Origin of the sequence: Pseudonocardia phyllosphaerae (genome assembly GCF_046546475.1) — a bacterium.
Taxonomy (GTDB): Bacteria; Actinomycetota; Actinomycetes; order Mycobacteriales; family Pseudonocardiaceae; genus Pseudonocardia; species Pseudonocardia phyllosphaerae.
On sequence record NZ_JBKGXS010000005.1, the window covers coordinates 323340 to 346585 of the forward strand.

Sequence of the window (23246 nt, forward strand, 5' to 3'; positions counted from 1 at the left end):
CGGGACACATGTCCGGACAGGTTGGGTCATGATGAGGGGGTGTCCCGCAGGCCCAGCGAACGGCGTCGTGTCCCGGCCCCGGTGCTCCGCACCCGGATCGGGTCGAAGCGGGCGGCCACCGACCAGCCCAACGTCACCGGGGACGGCGACTGCCGGCTGACCCCGCGGTTCTGGGCGCTGCTGGTGCTGACCGGGATCGGCGCCGGGCTGGCCGGCGCCGCGCTCATGGCGCTGCTGCACGCCGTCGCCGAGCTCGCCTACGGCCCCGGTGCGGGGACCGGCTTCCAGGCCGCCGTCGAACGGGCCGGGCCGTGGGGGCGGGTGTGGCCGCTGCTGCTCGCCGGGGTGCTGGCCGGTGGCGGATGGTTCCTGCTGCGCCGCTGGGTGCCCGGCCGCACCGACGTCGACGACGCCGTGTGGACCGGTGACGCCCGGCTCGGCGTGCGGCGCAGCGCCGGGACCTCGGTGCTGTCGGAGATCGTCGTCGGGCTGGGGGCGTCGCTGGGCCGCGAGGCCGCGCCGAAGCTGATCGGCGGGGTGTGGGCGAGCGTGCTCGCCTGCCGCGGCGGCCTGACCGTCGAGCAGCGACGCCTCCTGGTCGCCTGCGGTGCCGGGGCGGGACTGGCCTGCGTGTACGACGTCCCGATCGGTGGAGCGCTGTTCATCGCCGAGGTGCTGGTCGGCACGGTGCGGCTGCCGGTCGTGCTGCCCGCGCTGGCGTGCTCGGCGATCGCGACGGTCGTCGCCTGGGTGGGGCTGCCGGTCGGCCCGGTCTACTCCGGACTCGGCACCCCGGTGCCGACGCCGTCGCTGCTGGTCTGGTCGGTGCCCGCCGGCCTTGTCCTCGGCGGGCTGGCGACGGCGTGGGTGCGGCTGGTCGGCTGGGTGTCCTGCCACCAGCCGCGCTCGACGTGGTGGCGTCTCGGCACCCCGCTCGCCGCCTTCGCCGTGCTCGCGGCGCTCGGCCTGGCGCTCCCACAGCTCTACGGCAACGGCGCCGACCTCACCGCGCAGGCCCTGTCCGGCACCGGACCGCTCGCACTGTTCGCGCTGCTCGCCCTGGCCAAGCCGCTGGTGACGGCGATGTGCCTCGGCTCCGGCGCCTCCGGTGGGCTGTTCACCCCGACGCTGTGTACCGGCGCGGTCGCCGGTGCCGCACTCGGCGGCGCCTGGTCGGCGCTGTGGCCGGGCACCCCGGTCGGGGTGTTCGCCCTGGTCGGGGCGGCCGCGATGATCGGCGCGTCGATGCAGGCCCCGCTGGCCGGGCTGGTGATGGCACTCGAGCTGACCGGCACCGGGCTGCAGGTCGCGGTGCCGCTGGCGGCCGCGGTGTTCGTCGCGACCGCCGTGAGCCGCAAGCTCGACGGGTACTCGATCTACTCCGCGCGGCTCGCCGCGCGGCCGGTGACCGATCAGGCGACCTGAACCGGCTCCCGCGCCCCCGCCAGCCGGCTGCGGCGGTGTGCGGCCATCCGGACGGGGGCGTCGGCCCAGCCGTGGCCGTCGTGGCACCCGGTGCGCTGCACCAGGGTGAGGAAGACCCGGCCGCCGAGCAGCTCGGTGCACACCGTGATCAGGTCGCCGTCGGCGTCGCGCTCGTGCAGCACGCCCAGCTCGCGGTAGGTCTCGACCGTCGCGGCCGGCAGGTCCAGACGTGCGGCGAGGTCGTCGTGGTAGTTCGCGGGCAGCGCCAGCAGCGGCACCCCGGCCGTGCGGGCCGCCTGGGCGGTGGCGACGACGTCGTCGCAGGCCAGGGCCACGTACTGCGGGTCGGCGACGGCCGGGCCCCAGCCGCCGCGGCGCAGCAGCGACACGGTCAGCGCGAGCCGGACCCGGCGCGCCGGGTCGGCCAGCGCCCGGGTGCGCACCAGCCCGAACGGGGCCGCGAACTCGCCATCGGCGACCGGCTCGAGGCCCAGCACGGTGCGGTGGAACAGCACCGCCTCGTCGAACGCGTCGTAGGGCTGGGTGAGCCCGAGATGGTCGATGCCGGTGACCCCGAGGCTCGGTCCGGGCGCCTCGTCGGTGGCGACGAAGTCGCCGGACCAGACGTCGTCCCCGGTGGGGTGGCAGAAGAACACCGAGGTGCCGTCCGGGGCCGCCACCTCGGTCAGGTGTACCTCGCCCGGCCCCGTCGTACGCGGCAGCGGCGGGGCGCAGAGGCGCTCTGCGCGCCGCGCCGACGCGGCCGGGTCTGCCGACTCCAGCCCGATCGCGGCGATCGCGCTGCCGCTGTGCTCACCGGTGGCGTTCACCAGGATCCGGGCCTCGCCCTGCTCGAAGCGCTCCACCTGCTTGGTGCGGTGCACCCCGGTGCGGTCGAACCCGAGCGCACGCAGCACCCGGCCCAGCTCCGGGCCCGCCGCGATCTCGACGAACGCCGGCCCGGCCGGCTCCGGCGCGGCGATCCCGACCGGGTCGGTGCCGGCACCGCGGTGCGCGGTCTCCTCCGCCAGCGCGATCAGCGACCGGCGGGCGTCGACGGCGGTGCGGACCGGGTCGGCCTGCCGGAACACGTCGTTGAACACCTCGAGCGACAGCGGCCCGGTGTACCCGGCGGCGAGCACCGGGGCGAGGAAGCCCGGCAGGTCGAACCCGCCCTGACCGGGGAACAGCCGGTGGTGGCGGCTCCAGGACAGCACGTCCATCGACAGCTCGCGGGCGTCGGCCAGCTGCAGGAAGAAGATCTTCTCGCCGGGCACGCCGGCGATCGGGGCCGGGTCGGAGCCGCGGGCGAGTACGTGGAAGGAATCCAGGCACAGTCCGAGGGCGGGGTGGTCGGCGGCGCGCACGGCGTCCCAGGAGGCCTCCCAGGTGTTGACATGGGTGCCCCAGGCCAGCGCCTCGTAGGCGACCCGGACGCCGTAGGACGCGGCCAGCTCGGCGAAGGTCCGCAGCTGCCCGGTGAGCAGCTCGGGCTCGACGGACGGGTCCACCGCGTCCGGCCCGACCGACGAGCAGGCCAGCACGGTGTCGGCGCCGAGCCCGGCCATCACCTCGAAGGCCGCGCGGGCGCGGCGCAGCGTGGCGGCGAAGCGGCCCGGGTCGGTGGAGTCGACGTCGCGGAACGGCTGGTAGAGATCCACCGACAGCCCGAGGTCGCGGCAGCGAGCCCCGATCCCGGCCGGCGACAGCGGGTCGGCGACCAGGTCCGGCGCGAAGATCTCGACGCCGTCGAAACCTGCGGTGGCGGCCGCGTGCAGCTTGTCCTCCAGCGTCCCGGACAGGCAGACGGTGGCGATCGACAACCTGGGGGCGGTCGGGAGCGGGGCATCAGGCACGGGAGGCCTCCTCGGCGGTGGCGAGCTCGGCCAGGTGGCCGAGCATGCGGGCCGGGTCCGGGGTGCGCCCGGTGAACAGCTCGAACGCCGCGGCGGCCTGGTGCACGGCCATCCGCCCGCCGTCGACGGTGCCGCAGCCTGCGGCGCGCGCCGCGCCGAGCAGCGCCGTGTCCAGCGGCCGGTAGACGATCTCGGCGACCCACGGGCACCCGGCGAGCAGCGCGGCGTCGAACGGCAGGCCGGGGTGCTCGGCCATCCCGACCGGCGTCGCGTGCACCACCCCCGACGCCGCGGGGAGCAGGTCGGCGAGCGCGGCGACGGCGTGCCCGGTCGCGGTGGCGCCCGGTGCCAGGTGCGGGCGCAGGGACGCGGCGAGGTGGGCGGCCCGCCCGGCGTCGGCGTCGACGACGTGCAGGCCGGTGACCCCGTCGCGGGCCAGCGCGTACCCGGCGGCGGCCCCCGCCCCGCCCGCGCCGACGAGCACGACCCGGGCCGTGGCGGCCCCCGGCAGCCCGGCGCGCAGACCGTCGCGGAACCCGGTCCAGTCGGTGTTGTGGCCGGTCAGCGCGCCGTCGGCCCCGATGGTGACGGTGTTGACCGCCCCGATCGCGGCGGCGTCCGGGGACAGCTCGTCCAGGTGCGGGATGACCAGCTGCTTGCAGGGATGGGTGATGTTCAGGCCCGCGTACCCCTCGCCGCGGGCCCGATCCAGCAGCATCCCCACGTCCGCCGGTCGGACCCCGAGAGTGGCGAGGTCCCAGCGGGTGTAGCGCAGCGGGAGGCCGAGAGTGGCGGCCTCCCGCTCGTGCAGGGCCGGGGACAGCGACGGGCCGATCCCCGCGCCGATCAACCCGGTCAGGACGGTGCGGGCGGCGGTCTGGCTGCGCTGCACGATGCCTCCTGTTGTTTGTACCGTCTGGTTAGTTGTACCGGACGGGGCGCGGGTCGCACCAGCCCTGTCGCCCGACCGGCCGGTAGCGTCGGCCGGGCTCCGCGGAGCCCGAACAGAGGAGGTTCGCCGTGGTGGCAGCGCCGGAGGACGGCGGTCGGCAGCGCGACCCGGAGCGGACCCGTGCCGAGATCCTGGACGTCGCGACGGCGGAGTTCGCCGAGCAGGGCTACACCGGCGCCCGGGTCGACGAGATCGCCGCGCGCACCCGCACCACCAAGCGGATGCTCTACTACTACTTCGGCTCGAAACAGGGTCTCTACCTGGCGGTTCTCGAGCGTGCGTACGTCGGGATACGCTCGCTGGAGCGGAGTCTGGACGTCGCCGGGCTGACCCCGGTGCAGGCCGTGCGGGCGGTCGCCGAGCTGACCTTCGACTACCACGAGACGCACCCGGACTTCATTCGGCTGGTCGCCATCGAGAACATCCACCACGCCGAGCACCTGCGGGGCTCGCCGGTGCTGTCCGGGCTGGCCGGCCCGGCCGTCGACGTCCTGGGGGAGATCCTGGAGCGCGGCCGCGCGGCGGGGGTGTTCCGCGACGACGTCGACGCCCTCGACGTGCACCTGATCATCAGCTCGTTCTGCGTGTTCCGGCTGGCGAACCGCTACACCTTCGCCGCGATCTTCGACCGGGACCTGCTCGATCCGGCGCGGCGCGAGCACTACCGGCGCATGGTCGGTGACCTGGTCGTGGAGTACCTCACCGCGTACGTGGGGCAGGGCTGAGGGGTGCCGGGAATCCGGTCCTTGACAGGGTGACGCCAGGCAACTCACCATTCGGTACGTAACCAGACGGTACATAAGCGCCGGATCGACGGCGCGTACCGACATCCCGTGCCTGCAACGACGCACACGCCTGGAGGACCCGTGAGTCCCTCGTCCACCACTCCGGGGGCGACCCCGCCGCACGTCCCGGCCGCGCAGCCCGCGCGCGCCGCGCTCGCCGCGTGGACCGGCAGCGCGCTGGAGTACTACGACTTCTTCATCTACGGCACCGCCGCTGCGCTGGTGTTCAACAAGGTCTTCTTCCCGGCGTCCAGCCCGGCCGCGGGCACCCTGCTCTCGCTGGCCACGTTCGGCGTCGCCTACGTCGCCCGTCCGCTCGGCGCGGTGATGTTCGGTCACATCGGCGACCGGCTCGGCCGCAAGAAGGTCCTGGTCGCGACGCTGATGATGATGGGCATCGCGACGGTCGCGATCGGCTTCCTGCCCTCCTACGACACGATCGGCGCGCTGGCCCCGGCGCTGCTGGTGGTCTGCCGGATCTTCCAGGGGCTCTCCGCGGGCGGCGAGCAGGCCGGCGCGAACTCGATGACCCTGGAGCACGCGCCGCAGCACCGGCGGGCGTTCTTCACCAGCTTCACCCTCTCCGGCACCCAGGGCGGGCAGATCCTCGCCACGGCGGTGTTCCTGCCGGTCGCGCTGCTGCCCGAGGACGCACTGCTCAGCTGGGGCTGGCGGGTGCCGTTCTGGGCGAGCGTCGTCGTGCTGGTCGCGGGTGCGCTGATCCGGCGGACGCTGCACGAGACCCCGGTGTTCCGGTCCGAGATCGCCGCGCCGGACGCGCCGCCCGAGCAGCTGCCGATCGCGGCCCTGTTCGGCTCGCACTGGCCGAACCTGCTGCGCGTGACGCTCGCCGCCACCGTCGCGTCGGTGAGCACGCTGATGACGGTCTTCGCGCTGTCGTTCGCGGTGAACACCGTCGGCCTCGAGCGGTCGACGATGCTGTGGGTCGTGGTGTGCGCCAACGTCGTCGCCCTCGCCGCGATCCCGCTGTTCGCGACGCTGGCCGACCGGGTCGGACGCCGACCGGTGTTCCTGCTCGGCGCCGTGGGCTCGGCGGTCGTGCTGGCGGGATACCTGTGGGCGATCACCACCGGCACCGTCGTCCTGGTCTTCGCCGCCGGGATCCTGCTGTCCGGCGTGATCTACAGCGCCGTGAACGGTGTCTGGCCCGCGTTCTACGCCGAGATGTTCCCGGCCAGGGTCCGGCTGACCGGCACCGCGGTCGGGACCCAGGTCGGGTTCGCCCTCGGCGGTTTCGCGCCGTCGATCGCGGCGGCGCTGGCCGGTGACACCGCGGCCGGCTGGGTGGCGGTGGCCGTGTTCGGCACGGCGATCTGCCTGATCTCGGCGGCGTCGGCGTACTCCGCGCGGGAGACCGCGCACCTGAGCCTCGACGACATCGAGCAGGTGCAGGACCGCGCCGGGGCACCGGCGCCGGCCACGGCGCGGTGAGCCGGGTGCGCCTGGCGTGACCGGTATGGCATCGCCGGGGAGTGCCTGACGGTGCCGGTGCCGCAGAGGGCCTCACGCCCGGAGTGGCTGCCCCGCCGACGGCACGCTGCGGTTGTTCTCCGTCCCGTCGACGTGCGACAGGATCCGCCGCGGGTGGATCCGGATGACACCCGGACCGACGCCGGGGAACAGATCGGCCGGGTGCTCGTCGGGCAGCAGCTCGGCGACGCCCCGGACCTCGACGACGCGCGGCGACCAGCCCGGCCCGTCGCCGGTGTCGTCGACGACGAAGGACACCTGCGGGCGGCGCCCGGCGTTGCGCCACTTCTGCGTGTCCGGGTTCCGGCGGCCCGGGACGTCGATCGCGCCGGTGGCCGGGTCGACGCGGAAGGAGACCGGGCGCAGCTGCGGGCCGCCGTCGGGCCCGATCGTGCCGAGTCGGCCGAGGCGGCCCTTGACCTGCAGGAACTCGAGCTCGGAGTCGGTGTAGACGCTCATGGCGACCATCCTCGGACCTCGACCGGACTTCAGGTCAAGGTGCGTCCCGGCGCAACCGTGGCGGGTCCCGCACGTCTGAACCCCGGACGCACCATGACGATCGGGGGACTGACATGGACGCGCGCAACAAGACGACGCGGTGGCTCGTCGGCTTCGCGGTGGCGGGGACATTGCTGGTCGCCGGCTGCGGGACCGACGGCGGCGGGGAGTGGCCGTCGGCGGCCGGCACGGTGCCGTTCGGGAGCGTGTCGCCGCCCGCCGCGCCCGCGGTGCCGGCGGGGGACGGCGGCGGTTCCGGTGGCTCGGGTGGCTCGGGTGGCTCGGGAATCGGCGGGGCCGACTTCGCCGGTGGCGGGTCCGGCTGGTCCGGCGGCAGCGGCTCCGCCGGCTCAGGCTCCAGGTCGGGGTCGGGTTCCGGGGAGTTCGGGGACGGCTCCGGTGGCTCCGGCGGTGCGGGCGACGGCAACGGTCCCGGGGGCGGCGACGGTTCCGGCGGCAACACGGGTGACGGTGGCTCGGGGGAGGCCGGCTCGGGTGGCGGGAACGCGGGCGGCGGGGACTCGGGCGGCGGCGGTGCGGGCAGCGGCTCCACGCACACCGAGCGCTGCCACACCTCGGAGCTGCGCGGCTCGCTGACCGGCTCGTCGCTGGTCGTCACCAACACCGGCTCGCGCACCTGCTACGTGAAGGGCATCCCAGGCGTCTCCTACGTCGGGTCCGGCGGGAAGCAGGTCGGCGCGCCCGCGACGCAGACCGGCGGGCACGGCAGCGCGGTGGAGCTCGATCCCGGCGCGACGGCGTCGGCGGCGCTGCGCCGGTCCGGCAACGACTCCGCTACCGGAAACGGCTCCGCGACCGGCGACGACGGCAAGAAGGCCTGCAAGCCCGTCCCGACGAAGGGCCTGCGCGTCTACCCGCCGGGCGAGACCGACTCGCTGTTCGTCGCGCACCCGGGGCAGGCCTGCCCGGACGGGAGCCGGCTGGAGGTCGAGGCGTTCACCGGCTGAGCGATCACGGCAGCGGTGTGGGGTCGACGGCGTAGGAGAAGGCGAACGTGCGGTCGTCGAGCAGGCCGGCGTTGATCTTCGTGATCGTGACGGTCACGCCGTACTGCTCGTAGTCGCCGATGTAGGTGCACCGCGTGGTGGTGCCCGCCTTCAGGGGGACGTCGGCCGGGCACCGCACCGAGCCCTCCGGCTCGCCGAGCTGCATCGTCAGCTCGTGGGAGACGGCGTCGCCCAGCTTCGCGGCGGTCACGGTGGACGGGGCCGAGGTGTACGAGACGGCGGCGACCACCACCCACACCACGGCTCCGCAGACGGTGCCGATGAGTGCGTTCCGACGAGCCGGGCTCCGGCGGGCCGGGTTCTGGTGCAGGTTGTGGGGCTGGTTCAGCTCGTGCATCGCGGCGCTCCTGTCGTCGGCGTTCGGTGCTCGACGCGGACGCTAGGAACGTGCGGTGAGGAGGGATCCTCGCTCGCGACCCGCGCGCTTCGGGCACCGCCGGTTGCCGGATGCGGGAGGCCGGACTCGCCGTCCGAAGATCGCCGGGATCGTGACAGGACGGCCGCTGGGCGACCGCCTCGTCACGAACGTGGCGATCACTGGGCTCCTCGCAGCATCGTTGCAGGTCGCAGCGTTTGCGATGGCGAACGCAATTCGCACGCTCGTTCGATTTCCGGTACGCTGGCAGCATGACCGCGGTCCAGGAACCACCCGTCACCGACACCGGTGACCGTGGCGTGCCGCGGGTCGACTACACCCTGATGCAGGTCGCCATCGAACAAGCGACACTCAGCGACCCCGACGTCCCCGAGGCCGAGCTGATCGACGAGCTGCAGCAGCTCGACGCGCTCAACAACTCCCTGGCCGCGTTGCGGGCGACCCGCATGCGGCACTTCGCCCGCACCCACGTGGCGAACCAGATCGCCGCCGGCGCCGGCGAGCCGGAGAAGCTGGAACGCTCCGTCGCCTCGCAGATCGGGCTGGCCTGCAAGATCTCGCCGTTCACGGCACGGTCGCGGATGCGGGTCGCCCGCGATCTCCACGACGGGTTCACCCACCTACGGGCACTGTTCGTGGCCGGGGAGATCTCCGAGGACACGGTCGCGGCCATCGTCACGGCTGCCGGTGACCTGTCCGCCCGAGACCGGGCCCTGCTCGACGCCCGCCTGGCCGAGCACGACCTCACCGGCCGCGGCATCGGGCGGCTGCGTGACCTGGTGCGCCGCCTGGTCGCCGAGATCGCGCCGGAGAAGTTCCGCGACCGTGCCGAGCAGGCGAAGTCCGAGCGGCGGGTGACGCTGCGGCCGGCCACCGACGGGATGGCGTTCCTGACGGCGTATCTGCCGGTCGCCCAGGGTGCTGCGTGCCTGGCTGCGTTGCAGAAGGCGTTCACGAACCTGTCCTGCGCCCCGGCGCCGTTGACGCGTACGCGGGCGCAGGTCATGGCCGACACCCTGGTCGAGCGACTGACCGGTAAGACGACCGCGACCGACGTGGACGTCGAAGTCCAGGTGATGGTCCCGCTGGCTGCGCTGCTGGATCCGGACAGCCCGCTGCCGGCGGAGATCCCCGGCTACGGGCCGATTCCCGCGGACATTCTGGCGTCGACCACTGGGCGGAAGGCGTTGCGCCGCTTACTGACCCGCGACGGGACTGTGATCGGCGGTGACTCCCGCCGGCGCACCTTCACCGGCCCGCTCGCCGAGTTCATCCGGGCGCGGAGCCGCAACCGCTGCACCGAACCGTACTGCGACGCCCCGGTCCGCCACATCGACCACGTACTACGGGCCGCCGACGACGGGCACACCGAGTTCGACAACGGGCGAGGGGTGTGCGAGTTCCACAACCACGTCCGCGAACAACCCGGATGGACCGTGGAGCGGACACCGGACGGGTTCCGCACCACCACGCCCACCGGGCACAGCTACCTCGGTCCCGACCCACCGGCCCCCGCGCCGGGCCGAGACCCGGGCCCAATCGCGCCGGGGACGTGGGAGGGGGTCGGCGTCTCCGGTTCGTGCCCGGCTCTCGCAATTTTCGACGCGTACCGCCAGGGCTCCGACCTGCGGAAACGGTGTCTCGTGGGCGGGTCGCGACGGTTCGTCGTCGTTTCCCGGAGCAACCCTGCGCGGTGTCGGCCGTCTTCTCCGGTGTACGCACCATGAGGATTCGGGGGAACGACATGGACCACGCGAACGCCACCATCACCCGCCGCACCGCCCGCTGGGCGGCCGCGCTCGCCGCCGGGGGAACCGTGCTCTCGGCGCTCCTCGCCGGCGGCTCCGTCGCCTCGGCGGCCGAGCCCACCGGCAACGGCCCTGACGAGGGCGTCGGGCGGTGCCACACGTCCGAGCTGGCCGGATCCCTGAACTGGCAGGACAGCGCCGCCGGCTCGAACTACGCCCTGGTGAACCTGACCAACAACAGCGACCACACCTGCTACGTCTTCGGCACGCCGAACGTCGAGTACGTGACCGGTGACGACGGGGCCCGAGTCGGCGCCCCTGCCGATCGGATCGGCGAGTCGTGGCAGAAGGTCTGGCTCGAGCCGGGCCGGACGAGCAGCGCCCAGCTGCGAGCCACGAACGTCGACGCCTACGACCCGGCCGACTGCAACGCCGTCGAGACCCGCGGCTTCCGGGTCCAGCCGTACGGCGAGCCGACGGCCCTGTTCATTCCCGAGCCCGGAAAGGGCTGCACCGTCGAGACCGGCCCGGCCGCAGGCCAGCTCCAGATCAAGGCATTCGGCGAGAGCTGAATTCCGTAGCTGCACCATGACAATTCGGGCGAATACCATGGACCGCGAGAAGAGCACCAACAACCGTCGCACCGCACGCTGGATGAGCGGAATTCTGGCCGGCGGAACCGTGCTGACGGCGCTGGTCGCCGGTGGCTCCGCGGCCTCGGCCTCCGAGCCGGCGGCGGCCGCGGGCGCCGAGCGTTGCCACACCTCGGAGCTGGCCGCGTCGGCGACCTACACCGACTCCGGCGCCGGGTCGGCGTTCGGGACGGTGAACCTGACCAACACCGGCGGCCGGACCTGCTACATCAAGGGCTTCCCGGGGCTCTCCTTCGTCGCAGGCGACGACGGTCACCAGGTCGGCTCACCGGCGACAATGATCGGTGACCAGGGCGATCCGATCGCCATCGCCCCCGGGCAGGCGGCCCACGCCGAGTTCGCGACGTCGAACGTCGACGCCTACGACGCCGCCACCTGCAAGCCCGTCCCGGTCCGCGGCTTCCGTGTCTACCCGCCCGGTGAGACGGCGTCGCTGTTCGCGCCGTACGAGACCCGTGGGTGCTCGGCGCCCGGCGTCGGCCAGCCGAGTGTCAAGGCGTTCCGCGCACCCTGATCCGCCGTACAGGGAAAGGCCCGGGAGAACGGACATCCGTTCACCCGGGCCTTTTTCGTGCGCGCGAAAACAGGTCAGAAAAATTCCCGATGACCGGGATCCCGGCGCAACCGTGCGGGGTGCCGAGCGTCTTATCTCATGTAGGCAGGATGACAATAGGGAACATGACGATCTGGGGGACGACATGAACCGCACCGCACACATCCGCACCGCCGCACGAGGCCTGGCCGGGCTCGCCGCCGGCGCCACCGTGCTGACCTCGCTGCTGGCCGGCGGCTCCGTCGCCTCGGCGGCCGAGCCCGCCGCCGCGCCTGCAGCACCCGCTGCGGCACAGGGCGCCGAGCGCTGCCACACCTCGGAGCTGCAGGGCCGGATCGAGACCCACGACGGCGACGGCTACCGGGTCTACGCCGGGCTCGTCGTGACCAACGTCGGCGACCGCACCTGCTACATGAAGGGCTTCCCGGGCGTCTCCTACGTCGCCGGCGACGCCGGGACCCAGGTCGGCAAGCCCGCCGACCTGGTCGGGCCGCAGGGGGAGGCGTTCCCGATCGCGCCGGGCCAGCGGGCGAGCGCCGAGCTGAGCATCGTGCCGGCGGAGACACAGGACCCGGCCACGTGCAAGCCGGTGGACGCCCGCGGCTTCCGCGTCTACCCGCCCGGCGAGACCGCGGCCCTGTTCGTCCCGTTCGGGATGCCCGCGTGCTCCGGCACGGTCGACACCCCGACCGGCAGCCAGCTCGGCGTGAAGCCGTTCATCCTGCGCTGAGCCGCCTGACCTTCCCCGGGTGCAGGAACCCGACGAGCGGGTACGTAGAACAGAACGCTCCCGCACGTCCGGGCTCCGCACCCGGGGAAGGACCCGCATGACCCGCTCACACCGCACCCGCCCGAGCGGCGGCCGTCCCGGCGGCGGCCGCCGCGACCGGCCGTCCGACCCGCCGCCCACCGCCCAGCGGGGCGACGGCCGCGCCCTGGCCGCCGACCTGCACGGCATGGACGGCGCCAGCTACGGCCGGTACAAGTCGCTCACCGGCCGCTGGGACCTCGGTGGGTCCGGCGGGTCCGGCGGGTTCGTGCTCGAGATCCGCCGCATCCAGTCCGACCCGTTCGCGCCGCCGTCGCGGCTGCGGGTCCGGATGCCCGGCACCACCGCGCAGTTCCCACCCGAGCTGTACGCGACCCCGGACCGGGCTCGTGCGCTCGGCGGGTTCCTGCTCCGCGCGCTGCGCCGCGAGCTGCACGGCACCCCGCTCACCGTCGACGCCGGGCACCAGGAGGTCCTGGACCGCAGCGCGATCACGATCGACCGCGACACCGGCGACATCGTCGTCGAGCTGGGCGCCCCGATGCCCGGCCAGGGCCGCCGCATCGCAGGCCACTCCGCCGCCCGGATGCTCACCGAGCAGCTCCCGCACGCCGTCGACCAGGCCCTGACCTGGCAGCACGCCGACCAGCAGGCCGCAGAGACGTTCGTCGAGACCATCGAGGACGCCGACGCCCTGCGCGCCGCGCTCCCGGAGCACGGGCTGGTCGCGTTCGTCGCCGACGGCGCCGTCCTGCCCCGCGCGTCGGGCATCGACGACCGCCCGATGCGCGACGCCGTGCCGTTCGCGAGCCCGGCCGACCTGCGCGTCACGCTGCCCACCCCGAACCGCGGCGACGTGACCGGCATGGGCGTCCCCGAGGGCGTCACCCTGATCGTCGGCGGCGGCTACCACGGCAAGTCCACCCTGCTGCGCGCCCTGGAGACCGGCGTCTACGACCACGTCCCCGGCGACGGCCGCGAGCTCGTCGTCACCCGGCCGGACGCGGTGTCCATCCGCGCCGAGGACGAGCGCTCCGTCGAACGCGTCGACGTCCGCGCCTTCGTCTCCGAACTGCCCTCGGGCCGGTCCACGAAGGACTTCTCCACCGAGTCGGCGTCCGGGTCGACCTCACAGGCCGCGTCGACGATCGAGGCCCTGGAGTCCGGCGCCGACGTCCTGCTCATCGACGAAGACACCTCCGCCACCAACGTCATGATCCGCGACGACCGGATGCGCGAGCTCATCGAAGCCGAGCCGCTGGTGCCGTTCGTCGACCGGATCCGGTCACTGTGGACCGACCGCGGGGTCTCCACCGTGCTGGTCATGGGCGGGTCCGGCGACTACCTGGCCCGCGCCGACACCGTGATCCTGCTGCAGGACTACGAGGTGCACGCCGTCACCGACCGGGCGCACGCCATCGCCGGGGAGGCCGTGGGGGAGGACCGGGAGTTCCCCGAGTTCGCACACCGCGAGATCGACCCGCGCTCGGTCGACCCGGAGTCGCGCGGCAAACGCAAGGTCACCGCCCGCGGACGTGGCCGGCTCACCTTCGGCGGCGACGACATCGACCTGTCCGCGGTGTCCCAGCTCGCCGACCCGTCGCAGACCAACGGCGTCGGGCTCGCGCTGGCCCACCTGGCGCCGCAGCTCGACGGCCGCACCGTCGCCGAGGCCCTCGACCTGCTCGACGAGGACCTGCGGGCCGACGGACCTGCCGCCATCGCGCACGGCTCCCTGGCCGACTTCGCGCTCCCGCGCCGGCACGAGGTCGCCGCCGCGCTGAACCGGCTGCGGTCACTGGACGTGCGCGACCACCACGGCGGCGACTAGAGCAGCGCGTCGCACACGCCGAGCAGCCGCTCCCGCAGCGGGGCGGCGCGCTCGGCGAACCCGGCCTGGGCGCGGGCGTAGGCGGCGCGCCCGTCGGGGGTCTCGATCCGGACCGGCTCGAACCCGTGCGCGGCCAGGTCGTACGGGCTGGCCCGCATGTCCAGTTCCCGCACGTCCGCGGCGAGCGCGAAACAGTCCGCGACCAGCTCCGACGGCACCGCCGGGTCCAGCTTGTACGCCCACTTGTAGAGGTCCATCGTGGCGTGCAGGCACCCCGGCTGCTCGAGCTCCACCTGCGTGTCCCGGGTGGGGCGCAGCGCGTTGCGCGGGGCGGCGGCGTCGGTGAAGAACCGGTAGGCGTCGTAGTGGGTGCAGCCGATCGGCATCGACTCGACGACGGCGTCGGTTCCCTCGGCACCCAGCCGCAGCGGGACCTCGTGGCGGGGTCGCTCGGTGCGGTACACCATCGCCCACTCGTGCAGCCCGAAGCAGCCCAGCCGCGGTCTGCGGGACGCCGTCGCCGCGAGCAGCCGGTGCACGAACCCGGCGGTGGTGCGCAGCCGCTCCGGTGCCGCGGACGGGTCGAACCGGACGCCGTCGCCGGTGCGCACGTAGCCGGGCCGGTCGGCGAACTCCTCGGCGTCGCCCAGGGTCACGCCGACACCGGGCGCCCAGCGCTCCAGCAGCGCGGGGCGGTGCGAGTAGTAGGTGAACAGGAAGTCCCACACCGGATGCGGCTCGCCGCGCCGGCGTCGCTCCCGGTGCGGCCCGGTCCACGCCCGCACCCGCTCGCGGTGCGCCTGCGCCCGGGCCCGCCACTGCGGACCGGACAGGTACCGCATCAGGCTCCCGGTGCGTGGGTCGCGTCCCGGACGGTGCCGACGAAGGCCTCCGTCACGTCCTCCATGGTCACGACCCCGACGGTACGTCCGCCCTGGTCCACCGCGCGGGCCAGGTGCGCCCGGGCGCCGCGCAGGGTGCCCATGGCCTTGTCCAGCCGCGCCCCGGCGTCGACGACCGGCAGGCTGCGGATCCGCTGCGGCGGCACGATCGCCCCGCCCGCGTCGGCGAGGTCCAGGACGTCCTTGACGTGCAGGTACCCGGTGAGCCGGCCCTGCGGCCCGCGGACCGGGAACCGGGAGAATCCGGTCTGCTCCACGGCCGCGGTGAGCATGTCGACGGTCGGGTTCTGCTCCAGGCAGACGACGTCGTCGAGCGGGATGAGCACGTCGGCGACCTCCGAGTGCGCCGACTCCAGGGTCCGCTCGATGCGGGCGGACTCCTCGTCGTCGAGCAGACCCTCGCGGCGCGAGTCGTCGATCATCTCCGACAGCTCGCCGGAGGTGAACGCGGTCTCCAGCTCGTCCTTCGGGGTGATCCCGAGCAGCTTCAGCGTGGTGTTCGCGACCCAGTTGAACAGGTCGATGAACGGGCGGGCGATCGTCGTCCACACCCGGAACGGCGGCACCAGCAGGATCGCGGCCCGCTCCGGCCCGGCGATCGAGATGTTCTTCGGCACCATCTCGCCGAGCAGCATGTGCGCGATCACCACGACGACCAGCGACACCACGAACCCGATCGGCGAGACCACGGCCTCCGGCACGCCGACCGCGGTCAGCGGGGTGTCGATCAGGTGCGCGACGGCGGGCTCGCCGAGCCGGCCGAGCAGCAGCGACGCGATCGTGATGCCCAGCTGGGAGGCGGCCAGCATCCGCGACAGGTGCGCGGAGGCGTCGAGCACCGTGCGGGCACCGGACGACCCGGCGTCGGCCATCGCCTCCAGCCGGTCCTTGCGGGCGGAGATCAGCGCGAACTCGGCCATCACGAAGAAGGCGTTCACCCCGAGCAGTACGACGGCGCCGAGCAGCGCCAGGAGGTCCCCGGTCATGCGCGCGCCCCCTGCTTCTGCTGTGTCGTCGGCTGCGTCGGCTGGGCCCCGTGGCCGTCGGCGGACTCGGGTGGTGGCCTGCGGGATACCCGCACCTCGGCGACCCGGTTGCGGTCGCGGCGCAGCACGGTCAGCCACCAGCCGTCGACCTGCAGGTCGTCGCCGACGTCGGGGATGCGGCCCAGCCGCGCCACGACCAGCCCGGCGACCGTCTCGTACTCGCCGTCGGGCATCTCGAAGCCGGTGGCCTCGGCGACCTCGTCGGTGCGCATCAGCCCGGACAGCGCCCAGACGCCGGGGCCGAGGCGGCGCACGTTGTTCTGCTCGGCGCGGTCGTGCTCGTCGCGGACGTCGCCGACGATCTCCTCGACCAGGTCCTCCATGGTCACCAGGCCCGCGGTGCCGCCGTACTCGTCGACGACGACAGCGGTCTGCAGCCCGGCCGACCGCAGCCGGGTCATGAGCTGGTCGCCGTCGAGCGAGCTCGGCACCGACTCGACCGGGCGGGCCAGCTCGCGGACCGTGGTCGTGCCGCGCTCGGCGACCGGGACGCCGTAGGCCTGCTTGACGTGCACCAGCCCGAGCGGGACGTCCGGGTCGCCGTCGATCACCGGGAAACGGGAGAACCCGGAGCGGCGGGCCACGGCGAACAGGTCCGCGGCGGTGTCCTCGGCGTCGACGGTCACCACCCGCACCCGCGGCGTCATCAGGTCCTCCGCGACGCGGTCGGTGAACCGCAGCGAGCGCTCCAGCAGCTCCGCGGTGCCTGCGTCGAGGCTGCCGCTCTCGGCACTGGCCCGGACCAGCGAGCTCAGCTCGTCGGGGGAGCGGGCCGAGCGCAGCTCCTCGGCCGGCTCGATGCCCAGCCGCCGCACGACGGCGTTCGCGACCGTGTTGAGCAGGGTGATCAGCCAGCGGAACGCGCCGGCGAACCCGGCCTGCAGCCACACCACCGAGCGGGCGACGCCCATCGGGTGCGCGATCGCCATGTTCTTGGGGACGAGCTCGCCGAAGGTCATCGACAGCGCCGTCGCGATGATCAGCGAGAGGACGGTGGCCGCGCCCGAGGCGAGCCCGCCGGGCAGCCCGACCAGCTCCAGCAGCGGGCGGATCAGCTCCGCGATCGCGGGCTCGGCGACGAAACCGGTGGCCAGCGTGGTGACGGTGATGCCGAGCTGGCAGCCGGACAGCTGGAACGACAGGTTGCCGTGGGCCCGCTGGACCGCCCTGGTGCGGCGGTCGCCGTTGCGGGAGACGGCCGCGTCGATCCGGCTCCGTTCCAGCGCGGTCAGCGAGAACTCGGAGGCGACCGAGACGGCGGTTCCGAGCGTGAGGGCCGCGACCACGAGGAGGCCGAGGAGGGAGAGCAGGACGGTCACCGGTCGGGATCTCCTCGAGCGGTCGTAGGAACTCGGACGGGAGGATACTCGGCCGCCGATACCGCCCCGAGAGCGACGTCACGACGATCGGATCCGGCGGTGGGGACTAGGTTGGGCACCCATGACCACGGCGACGACGCCCCCGTCCCAGGATCCGGGCCCCCCGCTGACGGGCCGCCGGATCCTGGTCACCGGTGCCTCCTCCGGGATCGGTGCGGCCACCGCTCGGGCCCTGGCCGGCGCCGGTGCCGGCGTCGCGCTGGTCGCCCGGCGGGCCGACGAGCTCGAGGCGCTGGCCGGTGAGCTGCCCGGCGCGGTCGCGGTCCCGGCCGACCTCACCGACGACGCCGCGGCCCGCGCCGCCGTCGAGCGGGCCGCCCTGGAGCTGGGCGGGCTGGACGCGCTGGTCAACGCCGCAGGGGTCTTCCACGGCGGGCCTGTCGCGGGCGACGGGGCCACCGGCCCGGACCAGTGGCGGTCGATGTTCGCGCTGAACGTCGTCGCGCTGCTGGTCGTCACCCAGGCCGCCGCCCCGTACCTGGCCGAGGGCACCGCGCCGGTCGTGGTGAACGTGTCCTCGATGTCCGGGCGCCGCGTGCCGACCGCCGAGGGCGCGGTCTACGCGGCCACCAAGCACGCCGTGCACGCCGCGTCGGACGGCCTGCGCCTGGAGCTGGCCCCGCGCGGGGTGCGGGTCAGCACCGTCGCACCCGGCTTCGTCCGCACCCCGATCGCCGACGACTGGCCCGACGGGCCGCTGCGCGCGCGGTTCACCGAGCGGCTCGCCGCCGTCGGGCTGGATCCGGAGACCGTCGCCGACGCCGTCCTGCACGTGATCACGACGCCGGCCCAGGTGATCGAGTACGCGTTGACCTCGGTGGACCAGTGAACGCGCTGCCCTACGGCTCCCGCAGGCCCTCCGGGCTGGCCCGGGGGAGCGCGTCGCCGTTCGTCGACTTCGACCGCCGGTCGTGGTCGCAGCTGGCGTCGTCGACCCGGGTGCCGCTCTCGGCCGAGGAGCTCGACCAGCTGCGCAGCTTCGGCGACTTCGTCGACCTCGACGAGGTCCGCGAGGTCTACCTGCCGCTGTCGCGGCTGCTGAACCTGCACGTCGAGGAGGGCGGCCGGCTCTACCGCGCCTACCGTCGTTTCCTCGGCGCCGGCGGGGCCCGCACACCGTTCGTGATCGGGGTGGCCGGGTCGGTCGCCGTCGGGAAGTCGACGACGGCGCGGCTGCTGCGCCTGCTGCTGGCCCGCTCCCCGGAGCACCCGGACGTCCAGCTCGTCACCACCGACGGGTTCCTGTACCCGACCGCGGAGCTGCAGGCCCGCGGGCTGATGGAGCGCAAGGGCTTCCCCGAGTCCTACGACCGCCGCAAGCTGCTGCGCTTCGTCTCCGAGATCAAGGGCGGCCGCCCCGAGGTCACCGCCCCGGTCTACTCGCACCTGACCTACGACATCGTCCCCGACGAGCAGCTCGTCGTCCGCAGCCCGGACATCCTGATCATCGAGGGACTCAACGTGCTGCAGCCCGCGGTGGCCGGGGCGCTGACGGTGTCGGACTTCATCGACTTCTCCGTCTACGTCGACGCCGCCACCGCCGACGTCCGCCGCTGGTACGTCGAGCGGTTCCTGCGGCTGCGCTCCACCGCGTTCCGCGACCCCCAGTCGTTCTTCCGGCGCTACGCCGAGCTCGACCACGACGCCGCCGTCGCGCGGGCCGAGACGATCTGGGCCTCGATCAACGAGCCGAACCTGGTGGAGAACATCCTGCCCACGCGGTCGCGGGCGAGCCTGGTGCTCACCAAGGGCCCGAACCACGACGTCACCCGGGTCCGCCTGCGCAAACTGTGAGCGACACCCGTACGGGGTCGATGGTGATGCTCACGACCCGTTTGGCACCATGTGCAGATGAACGGTGACACCGGGCCGGGTGCCGGGACGATCGAGTCCGACGACCGCTTCGCCTCACGTGAGGACGAGCTGGCGTCGCGGCTGCGCCTCGCCGTCGGGCGGCTGCACCGCCGCATCCGGATCGACGACAGCGCCTCGCTGCCCCCGCTGCAGCTGTCCACGCTGGTGACCGTCGAGCTCAACGGGCCGCTGCGGCTGTCCGAGCTGGCCCGCCAGGAGGGTGTCACCGCCCCGACGATGTCGCGGGTGCTGTCCGCGCTCGACGAGGCCGGGATGGTGCTGCGCGCCCCCGACCCGCACGACGCCCGCGGCGTCCTGATCAGCATCTCCGACGACGGCCGCGACCGGCTCCGCGAGGTCCGCAGCCACCGCACCGCGCTCATCGGGCGCCGCCTGGACCGGCTCGACGACGCCCAGCGGGCCGCCCTGGAGGCCGCGCTGCCCGCGCTCGAGGCGCTCATCCCGCCCGACGACGAGGGCTGAGCAGGCCGGAGGGGCTAGCCCGGCTCCCCGTCCACGGTCACGGTGACCGTGGAGCCGTCGTCGCGGGCGCCGGTGGTCACCGACACCAGCCCGGCGATCCGCGCCGACTCCGGCAGCGGGTCCGGGTAGTGCCAGAACGCGTCGGTCAGCACCACGTCCGGCGGCAGCTCCGCGTTCTCGTAGACCGCCTCGCCCTTGTACGGGCAGCGGGTGCGGGTGTCGCTGGGGGCCAGGGTGACCCGGACGTCGTCGCGGGGCAGGTACCAGCGGTTCGCCAGTCCGGTCTCGGACAGCACCATCGGCTGCCCTGACGACCCGGCCTGCCCCGACTCGGCGAGCACCGTCTCCAGCCCGTCCGGCGCGGTGTGGGTGACCACGACGTGCCGGCTCGCCGGCCGGATGTCGACCCGGGTGAACGGGTCGGTGAGGTGGGCGAAGACCTGCTCGTCCTCGTCGTACCAGGCGTCGGCGGCGTTCCAGTACACCGCGACCAGCCCGCGCAGCCAGGCCGCGGCCTCGATCGGCTCCGGGTAGGTCCACACCACGTTCTCGACGGTCGTGTCGCCGGTCTTCAGCGACCGGTAGGTCGCGCCGCCCTTGAACGGGCAGAAGGTGGTGTGGTCGCTGGGCACCAGCAGCGAGGTGTCCACGTCCTCCTCCGGCACGTAGAGCACCGGCAGCAGGTTGGACTCGTGTACCAGCGTGCCGCGACGGGTGTCGAGCAGCGTCCGCCCACCGGCCACCGCCCGTACGCGGCGGGGGAAGGGGTGCATGAGCAGCTTGTGCGGCGGGCCGTCGAGCGCGTAGTTCACCGTCACCGGGGCGTGCGGCGACAGCGGGCCGAAGCTGCGGGTCAGTCCCATGCCCCCCAGTGAACCGGACGGCTGCGCAGCGCGCCCATCCGCCATGTCCGGTGTGTCTGGTTGTGTGAGGCAACGTTGCGGGCGGAAATACCTGTAGGGTGTAGAACATGACGGGAAGTCCGATCAGTCCGATTCGCGACGACGCTGCGGCCGACGGCGGCGTCGCCACTGCAACCGCCACCGCCGGAGCCACGGCCACGGCGACCGCCACGGCCGAGCGCCCCGCCGTGGCCGCCGTACCCGACACCTCCCTGCAGTCGCTGGAGAAGCAGATCACCCTGCTCGTGCGGCGCACGATGGAATCGGTGTGGGCCAACGGCTACGGCCCGAACAGCGCCGTCGACCGCTACACCTACCCGGCCATGGTGCTGCTCGACGACGACGGCGCCATGTCGCTGACCGAGCTCACCGGGCGGCTCGGCGTCTCCAAGCCGACGGCCAGCCGGCAGGTCTCGCGGCTGTCCCGGGCCGGGCTGGTCGAGGTGACCCCGCGGGCCTGCGACCCGCGGTCGGTGAACGTCGCGCTCACCGACGCAGGCCGGGAGGCCCGCGCCGAGGTCCGTGAGGCCCGCCTCGCCCCGCTGCGCGAGGTCATCCAGCACTGGCCGGAGGCCGACCGGCGCGACCTGGCGGGGCTGCTCGGACGCTTCACCGGCGACCTGGACCGCTTCGTGCGCTGACTCCCCGCGTGCGCCGACCCTGCCCCGTGCCCCCGGGCCCGGCACCCTCGTGATGCGATAGTGGGTGAAGGGCCGTCTACCCGGCGGCCGGGGGACGCACGGTGACGGGGAGGTGACGGGCGCGTGGAGGCGCTGACCGCTCTCGTCGCGAGCCTGCTGGCCGGGTTCCGCGGTCTCGGTGTCCCCGACGTCTGCCCCGGTGACTGGGCCTGGTCGGTGACCGCGCTGGGCGTCCTCGCCGGGCTGCTGCCCACCATCGGCGCGGTCGTGGTGATCCTGCTGCGCCGCTCGATCGGCTCCGGCTCCTCGACCGGCTACAGCGGCGCCGAGTCCGTGCTCGTCGCCGGGATCGGGGTGCTGTCGGCCGGGCTGCTGCCACTGGCCGTGTTCGTGGGCGCGGGCGGGGTGTTCGCCGACGCCACCGCCGGGCGCACCGTCCCCGGGCTGACCGCCGCGCAGAGCGCCTCGATCCGGGTCGCCACCTGCTCCTCGGTCGGCACCCAGAGCAGCTACCTCGGGCGCGGCAGCGTCGCGGGCATCGTCGGCGGCGGCGACGTCGTCACCTCGGTCACCGCGGTCGCGCTGCTCGGCGTGGTGCCGTTGCTCGCCGTCCTGCTGGTGGCGGTGCAGGCCCGCAGCGCGCTGCGCCGCGGCCCGCGCTGGCCCGCCAAGTTCTTCTGGCTCTCGACGTTCTCCCTGATCCTGCTGACCGCCGCGGTGCCCGCGGGCACCGCCGAGCACCTGTGGGTCGGGATCCTCGCCGCGAGCCTGGCCGGGGTGCTGCTGGTGGCCCTGGTGCCGCTGCCGTCGCGGGCGCGGATCGAGCGGATCCGCGCGAGCCGTGACGCACCGCGCGCGCCATCGGGGCAGTCCGGTCACGGCGCCCCGGGCTACGGGGGACCTCCGGACCACGGCGCCGTTCCGGGCGCCGGTGCGGTGGCCGCTGCGGGGCCGAGCCTCGCCGAGCGCCTGGCCGGCCGGTTCTCCGGGCGCGCCCCGGAGGCACCGGTCGAGCTGCCCACCCGGGCTGCGCCCCCGCCCTCCGCACCGCCGCTGCCGCCCGCAGGGCCGCCGCCCACCGGGCCGGCCGCGCACCCCGCCGCGGGCCCGATGCGCTCGTCGGGCACCCCGGCTCCCACCCGCCGCAACACCGCCGCTGCGCCGGTGCCCGGACCGCCGCCGACCGTGCCGGTGCGCGGTGCCCGGTTCCGGCTGCTGCGCCGGCTCGGATCCGGTGGTTTCGGGGGCGTCTGGCTGGCCCACGACGCCAAGCTCGGCCGGACCGTGGCGATCAAGTCCGCGCACGCCGCGGACGCCGAGACCGAGGAGCGGATCCGCCGCGAGGCCGCGGCCCTGGGCGCGATGCGCCATCCCTGCTGCGTGCAGATCTACGACCTCCTGCCCGCCTCGGCCGATCCCGGCCTGGCCGGGATGGAGGGGCTGGTCATCGTCATGCAGTACATCGACGGCGTCTCGCTCGGCCAGCTCGTCGCCGAGCGCGGCCCGGTCGACGACGTCTCCGCCGCCCGCATCTGGGCCGGCGTCGCCGGGGCTCTGGACACCGCGCACCGGGCCGGGGTTCTGCACCGCGACATCAAGCCCGGCAACATCGTCGTCGACCCGCAGGGGCACCCGCACCTGATCGACTTCGGGATCGCCCGCAAGCAGGGCGACACCACGCTCACCCAGACCGGATTCGTCCTCGGCACGCCGGACTACCTGGCGCCGGAGACCGCGGCGGGGCAGCCGGCGTCCCCGGCCTCGGACGCGTGGCAGCTGGCCGCGGCGGTGTCGTTCGCGCTGAGCGGGCACGCGCCCCGCGGCGAGGCCCAGGACGCCGTCGCCGGGCTGCGGGCGGCCGCCTCCGGCGCGAAGCTGACCCACCTGCCCACGCGCACCGCGCACCTGTCGCTGCTCAAGCAGGAGCTGCGCACCGATCCGGCCAAGCGGCCGGACCTGCGCACCGTCGAGTCGAAGCTCGACGGCTGGCTGCGCAGGCACGGCTACCGGGTCGACGGCCCGGTCACCGCCATGTTCCAGCGCCCCTGAACGAGGGCAATACCACACCCGATTC

The 23246-nt window shown here is 74.1% G+C and carries 22 protein-coding genes; 14 read left to right on the forward strand and 8 right to left on the reverse strand.

Going from position 1 to position 23246, the window contains the following annotated elements:
* Positions 1 to 39 precede the first annotated feature (39 nt).
* Positions 40 to 1425 carry a chloride channel protein gene (locus ACLE50_RS13520; RefSeq protein WP_410943856.1) on the forward strand — a complete coding sequence of 462 codons (1386 nt, stop codon included), beginning with the start codon at positions 40 to 42 and terminating at the stop codon, positions 1423 to 1425.
* On the opposite strand, the gene ACLE50_RS13525 is transcribed toward ACLE50_RS13520, so the two are convergent.
* Both ACLE50_RS13525 and ACLE50_RS13530 read right to left on the reverse strand, forming a co-directional pair.
* Positions 1413 to 3281: a sugar phosphate isomerase/epimerase and 4-hydroxyphenylpyruvate domain-containing protein gene (locus ACLE50_RS13525; protein WP_410943857.1), complete on the reverse strand. Its 1869-nt coding sequence runs from the start codon at positions 3279 to 3281 to the stop codon at positions 1413 to 1415. The genes ACLE50_RS13520 and ACLE50_RS13525 overlap by 13 nt on opposite strands.
* Positions 3274 to 4173, reverse strand: coding sequence for a shikimate dehydrogenase (locus ACLE50_RS13530; RefSeq protein ID WP_410943858.1), 900 nt, complete (start codon positions 4171 to 4173; stop codon positions 3274 to 3276). The genes ACLE50_RS13525 and ACLE50_RS13530 overlap by 8 nt, the downstream gene beginning before the upstream one ends.
* A 131-nt stretch (positions 4174 to 4304) precedes the next feature.
* Between ACLE50_RS13530 and ACLE50_RS13535 the strand changes: the two genes are divergently transcribed.
* Positions 4305 to 4958, forward strand: coding sequence for a TetR/AcrR family transcriptional regulator (locus tag ACLE50_RS13535; RefSeq protein WP_410943900.1), 654 nt, complete (start codon positions 4305 to 4307; stop codon positions 4956 to 4958).
* Between the two features lie 141 nt (positions 4959 to 5099).
* The gene (locus tag ACLE50_RS13540; RefSeq protein ID WP_410943859.1) at positions 5100 to 6470 is read left to right on the forward strand and encodes an MFS transporter; all 1371 of its coding nucleotides are present in this window, start codon (positions 5100 to 5102) and stop codon (positions 6468 to 6470) included.
* Between the two features lie 72 nt (positions 6471 to 6542).
* Here ACLE50_RS13540 and ACLE50_RS13545 read toward each other — a convergent pair whose 3' ends face one another.
* Positions 6543 to 6968, reverse strand: a complete 426-nt coding sequence (locus ACLE50_RS13545; RefSeq protein ID WP_410943860.1) for a PPOX class F420-dependent oxidoreductase — start codon at positions 6966 to 6968, stop codon at positions 6543 to 6545.
* A 113-nt stretch (positions 6969 to 7081) separates the two neighbouring features.
* Here ACLE50_RS13545 and ACLE50_RS13550 point away from each other — a divergent pair, with 113 nt between their 5' ends.
* Positions 7082 to 7975, forward strand: coding sequence for a DUF4232 domain-containing protein (locus ACLE50_RS13550; protein WP_410943861.1), 894 nt, complete (start codon positions 7082 to 7084; stop codon positions 7973 to 7975).
* A gap of 4 nt (positions 7976 to 7979) precedes the next feature.
* Here the strand turns inward: ACLE50_RS13550 and ACLE50_RS13555 are convergent, their stop codons facing one another.
* Positions 7980 to 8372, reverse strand: coding sequence for a DUF4333 domain-containing protein (locus ACLE50_RS13555; RefSeq protein WP_410943862.1), 393 nt, complete (start codon positions 8370 to 8372; stop codon positions 7980 to 7982).
* Between the two features lie 290 nt (positions 8373 to 8662).
* Here ACLE50_RS13555 and ACLE50_RS13560 point away from each other — a divergent pair, with 290 nt between their 5' ends.
* The 5 genes from ACLE50_RS13560 (at position 8663) to ACLE50_RS13580 (ending at position 13965) form a co-directional block, all read left to right on the forward strand.
* Positions 8663 to 10138 (forward strand): HNH endonuclease, encoded by a 1476-nt coding sequence (locus tag ACLE50_RS13560; protein ID WP_410943863.1) that lies wholly within the window; start codon positions 8663 to 8665, stop codon positions 10136 to 10138.
* A gap of 17 nt (positions 10139 to 10155) precedes the next feature.
* Positions 10156 to 10731, forward strand: a complete 576-nt coding sequence (locus tag ACLE50_RS13565) for a DUF4232 domain-containing protein (RefSeq protein WP_410943864.1) — start codon at positions 10156 to 10158, stop codon at positions 10729 to 10731.
* A gap of 37 nt (positions 10732 to 10768) precedes the next feature.
* On the forward strand, positions 10769 to 11326 hold the full coding sequence (locus ACLE50_RS13570) for a DUF4232 domain-containing protein (protein WP_410943865.1): 558 nt from the start codon (positions 10769 to 10771) through the stop codon (positions 11324 to 11326).
* A gap of 184 nt (positions 11327 to 11510) precedes the next feature.
* Positions 11511 to 12095 carry a DUF4232 domain-containing protein gene (locus ACLE50_RS13575; protein ID WP_410943866.1) on the forward strand — a complete coding sequence of 195 codons (585 nt, stop codon included), beginning with the start codon at positions 11511 to 11513 and terminating at the stop codon, positions 12093 to 12095.
* 97 nt (positions 12096 to 12192) lie between these two features.
* On the forward strand, positions 12193 to 13965 hold the full coding sequence (locus ACLE50_RS13580; RefSeq protein ID WP_410943867.1) for an ABC-ATPase domain-containing protein: 1773 nt from the start codon (positions 12193 to 12195) through the stop codon (positions 13963 to 13965).
* Here the strand turns inward: ACLE50_RS13580 and ACLE50_RS13585 are convergent.
* Genes ACLE50_RS13585 through ACLE50_RS13595 form a run of 3 tightly spaced genes read right to left on the reverse strand, consistent with a single transcriptional unit; the run spans position 13962 to position 17232 of the window.
* The gene (locus ACLE50_RS13585) at positions 13962 to 14807 is read right to left on the reverse strand and encodes a 3-methyladenine DNA glycosylase (RefSeq protein WP_410943868.1); all 846 of its coding nucleotides are present in this window, start codon (positions 14805 to 14807) and stop codon (positions 13962 to 13964) included. The genes ACLE50_RS13580 and ACLE50_RS13585 overlap by 4 nt on opposite strands.
* Positions 14807 to 15853, reverse strand: coding sequence for a hemolysin family protein (locus ACLE50_RS13590; RefSeq protein WP_410943869.1), 1047 nt, complete (start codon positions 15851 to 15853; stop codon positions 14807 to 14809). The genes ACLE50_RS13585 and ACLE50_RS13590 overlap by 1 nt, the downstream gene beginning before the upstream one ends.
* Entirely contained in the window at positions 15850 to 17232 is a 1383-nt protein-coding gene (locus tag ACLE50_RS13595) for a hemolysin family protein (protein ID WP_410943870.1), read from the reverse strand. The genes ACLE50_RS13590 and ACLE50_RS13595 overlap by 4 nt, the downstream gene beginning before the upstream one ends.
* A gap of 121 nt (positions 17233 to 17353) precedes the next feature.
* On the opposite strand from ACLE50_RS13595, the gene ACLE50_RS13600 reads away from it, so the two are divergent.
* Genes ACLE50_RS13600 through ACLE50_RS13610 form a run of 3 tightly spaced genes read left to right on the forward strand, consistent with a single transcriptional unit; the run spans position 17354 to position 19629 of the window.
* Positions 17354 to 18121 carry an SDR family oxidoreductase gene (locus ACLE50_RS13600; RefSeq protein ID WP_410943871.1) on the forward strand — a complete coding sequence of 256 codons (768 nt, stop codon included), beginning with the start codon at positions 17354 to 17356 and terminating at the stop codon, positions 18119 to 18121.
* Positions 18118 to 19086 carry a type I pantothenate kinase gene (coaA, locus tag ACLE50_RS13605; protein WP_410943872.1) on the forward strand — a complete coding sequence of 323 codons (969 nt, stop codon included), beginning with the start codon at positions 18118 to 18120 and terminating at the stop codon, positions 19084 to 19086. Before ACLE50_RS13600 ends, coaA begins: the two co-directional genes overlap by 4 nt.
* A gap of 57 nt (positions 19087 to 19143) precedes the next feature.
* The gene (locus ACLE50_RS13610; RefSeq protein WP_410943873.1) at positions 19144 to 19629 is read left to right on the forward strand and encodes a MarR family winged helix-turn-helix transcriptional regulator; all 486 of its coding nucleotides are present in this window, start codon (positions 19144 to 19146) and stop codon (positions 19627 to 19629) included.
* A 14-nt stretch (positions 19630 to 19643) separates the two neighbouring features.
* Here ACLE50_RS13610 and ACLE50_RS13615 read toward each other — a convergent pair whose 3' ends face one another.
* Positions 19644 to 20492, reverse strand: coding sequence for a DUF427 domain-containing protein (locus ACLE50_RS13615; protein ID WP_410943874.1), 849 nt, complete (start codon positions 20490 to 20492; stop codon positions 19644 to 19646).
* A 107-nt stretch (positions 20493 to 20599) separates the two neighbouring features.
* Between ACLE50_RS13615 and ACLE50_RS13620 the strand changes: the two genes are divergently transcribed.
* Both ACLE50_RS13620 and ACLE50_RS13625 read left to right on the forward strand, forming a co-directional pair.
* Positions 20600 to 21172, forward strand: a complete 573-nt coding sequence (locus tag ACLE50_RS13620) for a MarR family winged helix-turn-helix transcriptional regulator (RefSeq protein WP_410943875.1) — start codon at positions 20600 to 20602, stop codon at positions 21170 to 21172.
* 123 nt (positions 21173 to 21295) lie between these two features.
* On the forward strand, positions 21296 to 23221 hold the full coding sequence (locus tag ACLE50_RS13625; protein ID WP_410943876.1) for a serine/threonine-protein kinase: 1926 nt from the start codon (positions 21296 to 21298) through the stop codon (positions 23219 to 23221).
* Positions 23222 to 23246 lie beyond the last annotated feature (25 nt).